General features: G+C 47.0%; 1 protein-coding gene. It reads right to left on the reverse strand.

The annotated features are described in order from the left end of the window. The coding region (locus tag F8C82_RS14835) for a hypothetical protein (RefSeq protein WP_170266292.1) at positions 1–736 on the reverse strand (736 nt) is incomplete at both ends.

Here is a 736-nt window from a genome sequence, read left to right on the forward strand (position 1 = left end):
ATTACGCCTGTCTTGATCTACCGTGACTCCTACCACTCCATAGACTGGATTCAGACAGTTGTTCACCTTCAGGATAATGGTGTCGAATTCTTCCATGGGTTTACCACACTTGTTGAGCAAGGTATTGCCATCGGTACCGTACTTAGAGTACAAGAAGTAATCTCCATTAAAGATGAGCGGCTTGTACAGCTTGAGCGTAATACTGTCGGTTTCGTTGTTGTTGTTACAATACGTTTGAATTCCCTTAACTGGAATAGGCTGACCATTTGGAGCGGTCAGACGGAAGTCGGTTCCATCTGGTGAAACCGATACACATTCCACCGGTAGAGTAAATCGCAGGGTAACGGTAGAGTCGTAACAGTTGTAGTCTTTTTGTTGTCTGCCTCTTGCATCGAGACTCACACCCGGAGCATTTGGATCGAGTTTCACCCCTTGAGCGGCCGTTTGCTGACAGAACTGAGGGGAGCCAATTACCACCTGAATCTCCCGGTTAGAGCTACCTACTTTTTCCCAGAAGAAGTAGGTAGAGTCAAAGCGGTACTCATCCACACGCATCGCGATTACGGAAACCTCACCCCCTACCGTAGGCAGGAAGCTGATATTACCCGTTTGCGGATCAAGATTGTATGGATTTGCAGGATCTGTAGTGAATGGGTTGTTCATTGAGAAACCAGCAGCGTAAGGAACTACGTTACCACCAATGTTTTCTCTTGGGTTGATGATTTCGTAGCGAAGG

The sequence above is a fragment of the Phaeocystidibacter marisrubri genome (assembly GCF_008933165.1).
Taxonomy (GTDB): Bacteria; Bacteroidota; Bacteroidia; order Flavobacteriales; family Schleiferiaceae; genus Phaeocystidibacter; species Phaeocystidibacter marisrubri.